A 5,790-nucleotide genomic window follows, 5' to 3' on the forward strand; every position below is an offset into this window, starting at 1 on the left:
GCGGCCGAACTTCAGCGTCAACTACGCACCTTGCTCGGCCATGACCAAATTGTTACGCAAGCCTACGGACGTCACCTGCTGATCAAACGTCTGGACGATGAGGAGCCCACTGTTGTGGCGCGCCTCACAGAGTTCGGCCGCAATCGTTATGGCGCTGCCTTCCGCAGCCATAGTGGTCGTTGGGAACCGCTGCCCGGAACCGGCTCGCTCGAGGAGATGGCCAATGTCGTCGTCACGCTCTTGCAGCCCTATTTACAGCCGGATAATTAATCAAGCAATTTACGGGATGTTGTACTAGTCGATCGACCGGCGGATCACGCGAGCTATCTGGTCTCGCTCGCATACGACACGCGGCCTGCCGCCGTCGGCGTCAGCACGGCCGATTGCGGGAACGCATGCGACGGCGCCGAAGGCGCGGGCTTTTCGCTGTTCGGGCGCGTGTATCGGCATTCGATGACGTTGCGGCTCCTCGAAGCGGCAAGTGGCAAGGAAGTCTACAAGGTCACGGCGACGAGCCGCGACCGCGATGCCGACACCGATCATCCGATTCCCTGGCTCGTGAAGAGTGCACTGGCGCAATTTCCGTTTGCCGAGTACGGCGCGTGGCGCGTGAAATTGCGGCGAGACGCTGCAGCCGACAAGCAGGTGCCGCGAGTGGTCACGGTGAAGCGCGTCGATCAGTGACAGCTGACAGGGCAGGCTGCGCTGCCCGTCACGGTTCCAGCAGCCGATGCAGGCGCAGCTCTTCGAGATCGAGCTCGGCCTCCAGCCGGTGCAGCACAGAGTCTTCGATCTTGCCTTCGCGATGCAGACGCAGCAGCGTTTGCCGCGAAGTCGCAACGAGATCGAGTTCGAGGCGCAGATGACGCGCTCGCAGTTCGACGTGTTCGCTGCCTTCCAAATGCGCTTTCTCGTTGTTGCGCACTCTCACCTCGTATTCGTCGATGAGCCGTCGCACGAGGTTCTTGTCCTCGCCCTCGGCCGACTTGCTGATCTTCTCCAGCTCGTTCAACGATGCACGAAATGTATGCGAGCGCGCTTCCAGTTCCGACATCGTCGAGCCTCGCATCGGCCGAAGACCGATGAGGCGGATCAGCACGCCGAGACTGCCACCCTGTATCACGAGTGTCCCGAAGATGACGAGGAAGGTGCTGAACACGATCGCGTCGCGATTCGGAAACTGCTCGGGCAATGCCAGCGCGGCAGCGAGGCTGACGACGCCTCTGACGCCCGCCCAACCGAGAACGGCTATTTCACCGGGACGCCAGGGGCGTCCTGCATTGCGATGTCCGGCTGCGATCCGCGCGGGCAGATAGATTCCGATCGCCACCCATACGAGGCGCGACAGGATCACGGCCACGATGGCGGGCAACGCGACGCTCGCGCTCGTCGCCAGCATCGAGCGTGTGTCGCCCATCCGCTCGACGATTCCGTGCAGCGCAAGTCCGATCAGAATGAACACGAGCGCATCGAGCACGAACACGATCACTTCCCACGTCGCCGACGCCTTGATGCGCGTATGCGCGTCGAACGCACGATGCTGACGCACGCCGAGCATCAGTCCGCACGTGACGACGGACAGCACGCCTGACCCTCCGATCTCTTCCGCGATGCTGTAGCTGGCCCATGCCATCAGGAACGTGAGCACGATTCGAAGCATCGGGTCCGGGACGCGCTTGATCAGCCACATCATGATCTGTCCGCATGCGATGCCGACGGCGATGCCGATGACCGTCAGCATCAGAAAGACGCCCGTCGCGCGGCCTGCCGTGAATTGCCCGGTGAACGCGGCGGCAATGGACATCTGATAGAGGAGAAGACCCGTTGCGTCGTTGACGAGGCTCTCGCCTTCGAGCACGGTAACGAGCCGCGATGGAAGTGGATTGCGATCGAGGATCGCTTTCGCGGCGACGGCGTCCGGCGGCGAGACGATTGCGCCCAGCGCAAAGCAGGCGGGCCATGCCAACGCAGGCGCGAAGGCATGCACGGTGACGGCGACCGCGACCGTGGTGAACGCAACCGCTCCCAGCACGAGCGACAGGATGCTCAAGACCTCGCGACGGAAGTCCGACCACGCAGTGTAGAACGCGCTCGACATCAGCAGCGGAGGCAAGACGGCCGTCAGCACCAGGTTGGGGTCCATGTCGACGGTCGTGTGCCGTCCCGTCAGCGCGACGGCGGCCCCGCCGAACAGCAGTATCACCGCGGGCGGGATGGCCACGCGCTCGGCAACCCATGTCAGTACGCCAGCACCGCAAACGAGCAGCAATATGTAGTGAAAGAGCTCGACGTTATTCATGCTGGAGTTTTCCGACAAAGATTGGGCGTGGGCAGAGACGGAGGCAACGTGTTCGCGCGCATCGTACCGAACAGTGCGATGCGATGCTGCCGCCGATGTTTGGCATTGTTGTTGTGCAAAGAATAGCCCGACCCTGATAGCCGACGCTACAGGGTCTGTTCAGCGAGTCCGGATCAATTTGCCGGTTGGCCGCTCAACGCGGCTTTCGTTCGGGCAGCGGTGTCCAATCCGTTTCGCCTGGAACCGAACCGAATGTCCGTCGCGTCCATGCAGCCTTCGCTGCTTCGATCTTATCGGGCGAACTCGATACGAAGTTCCATTCGATGTAGCGCTCTCCCGGAAGATGCGCGCCGCCGAGCAGCATCACGCGCGCACCGTTCGGGCTCTTCAGTCTCACGACCGCGCCAGGCTCGAGCACGGCCATCGTCGCGGGCGCGAGCGGCTCATCGTCGATCGTCAGGTCTCCGTCGACCAGATAGACACCGCGCTCTTCGTGTTCGGGTTCGAGCGCGAGCGTGCCGCCCACCGAAAAATCGGCGGCAACGTAGAGCGTCGGAGAGAACGTGGAAACGGGCGACGTATAGCCGAACGCGCTGCCCGCAATGACACGCACGGTCACGCGATCGCCTTTGAACTGCGGCAGTGTTGCCGCCGCGTGGTGAGTGAAGCCGGGCTGCGCATCCTCGTGATCGACGGGCAGCGCGACCCACGTCTGAATGCCGTGCATCGTCTGCCTCTCCGGACGATCTTCATTGGGCGTGCGTTCCGAATGCACGATGCCGCGCCCGGCCGTCATCCAGTTGACATCGCCGGGCACGATTTTCTGTTCGAAGCCGAGGCTGTCGCGATGCATCAGCGAGCCTTCGAACAGATAGGTAACGGTCGCGAGCCCGATATGCGGATGCGGGCGCACGTCGACGCTCACGCCGGCCGGCAATACGGCGGGACCCATGTGATCGAAGAAGATGAAGGGGCCCACGAGACGGGCGGCGCGCGCAGGCAGCACGCGCCGCACGACGAGATTGCCGATATCGCTTTCGCGTGGCGTGAGGATCGTTTTGATTGGACCTGGCATGGTGCGATGAAGTGATGCTCGATACGGTAAATCGGTAAGCCGGCGAGCGAAGCGACGGGAAATAAAGCCCGCATTCAGAACGCGGGCACGGATATTGAAGCCAGGCTTGAAGAGCGTTCGATAACGATGCCGCGCGCGTCACACATTCGAGCGCGCGGCATCATGCCRATATCAGACTGCCTGACTTTTAAACGGCCCAGCACGAGCAGCCCAGCGCGCCCCAGAAGCTTTTGAGGTCGGACGCCGGCACGCTCTTCGACCAGGCTCGCGCGTGCGCGTGACCATGYACGCCACAGGCGCTCGCGCAACCGCAGGCCAGCGCGTTCTGGCTGCGCTGCAATGGCGTGCCTTGCGCGGCGCCCCATCCCGCGTAGCCGCCATAGGCGCGCACGGGCGACCAGTCCGGCATCGCGGGCGGAATCGGCGCATCGTGGTCCGCGAACGGACCGGCCGCATAGACGATCTTGCCGCCGACCATGGTCAGCACGGCAGTCGTATCGGCGATATCGGACTCGGGGCAGCTCAGATAGTCGCGGTCCGGCACGATCAGATCGGCAAGTTGCCCTGCCTGGATGCGGCCTTTTTTGCCTTCTTCATTCGAGAACCATGTGACGTTCTCGGTCCACATGCGCAGCGCAGTCTCACGGTCCAGACAGTTGCGTTGCGGATAGATCCGCAGTCCCGCGAGCGTCCTGCCCGTGACGAGCCACGAGAGCGCGACCCACGGGTTGTACGACGCGACACGCGTCGCGTCGGTGCCCGCCGATGTCTTCACGCCTTTCTCGAGCATGCGCGCGACGGGTGGCGTCGCTTCGGCCGCTGCTGCGCCATAACGTTCGACGAAGTACTCGCCCTGATACGCCATCCGATGCTGCACGGCAATGCCGCCGCCGAGCGCCGCGATACGGTCGATCGACCGTTCGCTGATCGTCTCCGCGTGATCGAAGAACCAGTTGAGACCTGCCAGCGGAATATCGCGGTTGACCTTTTCGAAGACATCGAGCGCGCGGCTGATGGTCTCGTCATAAGTCGCATGCATGCGCCAGGGCCAGCGGTTCTCCGCGAGTACACGGACGACTTCTTCGAGGTCGCCTTCCATCTCAGCGCTCATGTCGGGGCGCGGCTGGCGAAAGTCCTCGAAGTCCGCCGCCGAGAACACGAGCATTTCGCCGGCACCGTTATGCCGGAAGTAGTCATTGCCCTGTTTGTATTTCGACGTGCTTGTCCAGTTCAGAAAGTCTTCCTTTTCGCCTTTGGGCTTTTGCGTGAAGAGGTTATAAGCGAGCCGGATCGTCAGCAAGCCTTCGTCCGAGAGCTTCTGGATGACYTCATAGTCTTCGGGGTAGTTCTGAAAGCCACCGCCTGCATCGATCGCGCCCGTCACGCCGAGCCGGTTCAGTTCGCGCATGAAGTGGCGCGTCGAGTTGATCTGATAGTCGAGCGGCAGCTTCGGTCCTTTTGCGAGCGTCGCATAGAGGATGCCGGCATTGGGCTTCGCGAGCAGCAGGCCCGTCGGATTGCCTGCCGAATCGCGCACGATTTGGCCTCCGGGTGGCTCCGGCGTGTCTTTTGTATAGCCGACCACACGCAACGCAGCGGCATTGAGCATTGCACGGTCGTAYAGATGCAGAATGAACACGGGCGTATCGGGCGCAACGGCATTCAGTTCTTCGATCGTCGGAAGACGCTTCTCGGCGAACTGATGTTCCGTGAAGCCGCCGACCACGCGCACCCATTGCGGCGCCGGCGTAATGGCCACCTGGCGCTTGAGCATCTCCATCGCGACAGCAAGCGACGGAACGCCATCCCAACGCAACTCCATATTGAAGTTGAGGCCGCCCCGAATAATGTGCAGATGATTGTCGATCAGCCCAGGCAAGACGCGCCGGCCCTGCAGGTCGATCACCTTCGTCGCATTGCCTGCGAGCGGCAGGATCTCGGCGTCGTCGCCCACTGCGCTGAACACGCCTTCGCGTATCGCGACAGCCGTCGCTTCGGGCTTGCTTCTGTCGAGCGTGGTAAAGCGGCCGTGATGCAGGATCAGATCGGGTGTATCACCAGCGTGAGTGCTCATGAGCGTTTCTCCGATGAATTGGCAGCGGCGGTGCGCGACGTGTTGCTCGCCTGGCGTCCGGGCAGCGACCCGAACATATGCTGCGTGCACTTCGAGTCGGTCCACGCCGTGTGGAAGCCGCTGCCGGACAGCATCTGTTTCGCGACGGGAATGATCTGTTCGCCGCCGAGAATGCCGAGCAGGCCGACAAGGGCGACAAGTGGCGGCGCGGGGGAACGCACGTTGATGAGGCTGTAGATCACGCCAACCAGTACGCCAGCAAGCAGGGAGAAAAGATAGAGTTTCATTGGCTCGTATTCCTGTAGTTCACGCGTCGTGCGAGTGCATCGCAAGCGCAGGGGG

6 protein-coding genes are annotated in these 5,790 nt (G+C 62.5%); 2 read left to right on the forward strand and 4 right to left on the reverse strand.

The genetic code is table 11. From position 1 onward, the window contains the following. Nucleotides 1-270: hypothetical protein (locus GCT13_RS46690; RefSeq protein WP_227747227.1), on the forward strand; the 270-nt coding region annotated here is incomplete at its 5' end. Nucleotides 271-453: 183 nt separating this feature from the next. Beyond that, entirely contained in the window at nucleotides 454-684 is a 231-nt protein-coding gene (locus GCT13_RS49000; protein WP_193727974.1) for a hypothetical protein, read from the forward strand. Between the two features lie 28 nt (nucleotides 685-712). Here GCT13_RS49000 and GCT13_RS46700 read toward each other — a convergent pair whose 3' ends face one another. The 4 genes from GCT13_RS46700 to GCT13_RS46715 form a co-directional block, all read right to left on the reverse strand. Continuing rightward, entirely contained in the window at nucleotides 713-2,299 is a 1,587-nt protein-coding gene (locus tag GCT13_RS46700; RefSeq protein ID WP_152768338.1) for a Na+/H+ antiporter, read from the reverse strand. A 193-nt stretch (nucleotides 2,300-2,492) separates the two neighbouring features. After that, on the reverse strand, nucleotides 2,493-3,374 hold the full coding sequence (locus GCT13_RS46705) for a pirin family protein (protein WP_152768339.1): 882 nt from the start codon (nucleotides 3,372-3,374) through the stop codon (nucleotides 2,493-2,495). 187 nt (nucleotides 3,375-3,561) lie between these two features. Beyond that, nucleotides 3,562-5,448 carry an amidohydrolase gene (locus GCT13_RS46710; RefSeq protein WP_152768340.1) on the reverse strand — a complete coding sequence of 629 codons (1,887 nt, stop codon included), beginning with the start codon at nucleotides 5,446-5,448 and terminating at the stop codon, nucleotides 3,562-3,564. Beyond that, nucleotides 5,445-5,735, reverse strand: a complete 291-nt coding sequence (locus tag GCT13_RS46715; protein ID WP_152768341.1) for a XapX domain-containing protein — start codon at nucleotides 5,733-5,735, stop codon at nucleotides 5,445-5,447. The genes GCT13_RS46710 and GCT13_RS46715 overlap by 4 nt, the downstream gene beginning before the upstream one ends. Nucleotides 5,736-5,790 lie beyond the last annotated feature (55 nt).

The organism is Paraburkholderia franconis (assembly GCF_009362735.1).
Classification (GTDB): domain Bacteria; phylum Pseudomonadota; class Gammaproteobacteria; order Burkholderiales; family Burkholderiaceae; genus Paraburkholderia; species Paraburkholderia franconis.

Bases quoted from the DNA above. Each gene is read 5' to 3' on its own strand.
- GCT13_RS46715 (WP_152768341.1), bottom strand. From the start codon at position 5,735: ATGAAACTCTATCTTTTCTCCCTGCTTGCTGGCGTACTGGTTGGCGTG.
- GCT13_RS49000 (WP_193727974.1), top strand. From the start codon at position 454: ATGACGTTGCGGCTCCTCGAAGCGGCAAGTGGCAAGGAAGTCTACAAG.
- GCT13_RS46700 (WP_152768338.1), bottom strand. From the start codon at position 2,299: ATGAATAACGTCGAGCTCTTTCACTACATATTGCTGCTCGTTTGCGGT.
- GCT13_RS46705 (WP_152768339.1), bottom strand. From the start codon at position 3,374: ATGCCAGGTCCAATCAAAACGATCCTCACGCCACGCGAAAGCGATATC.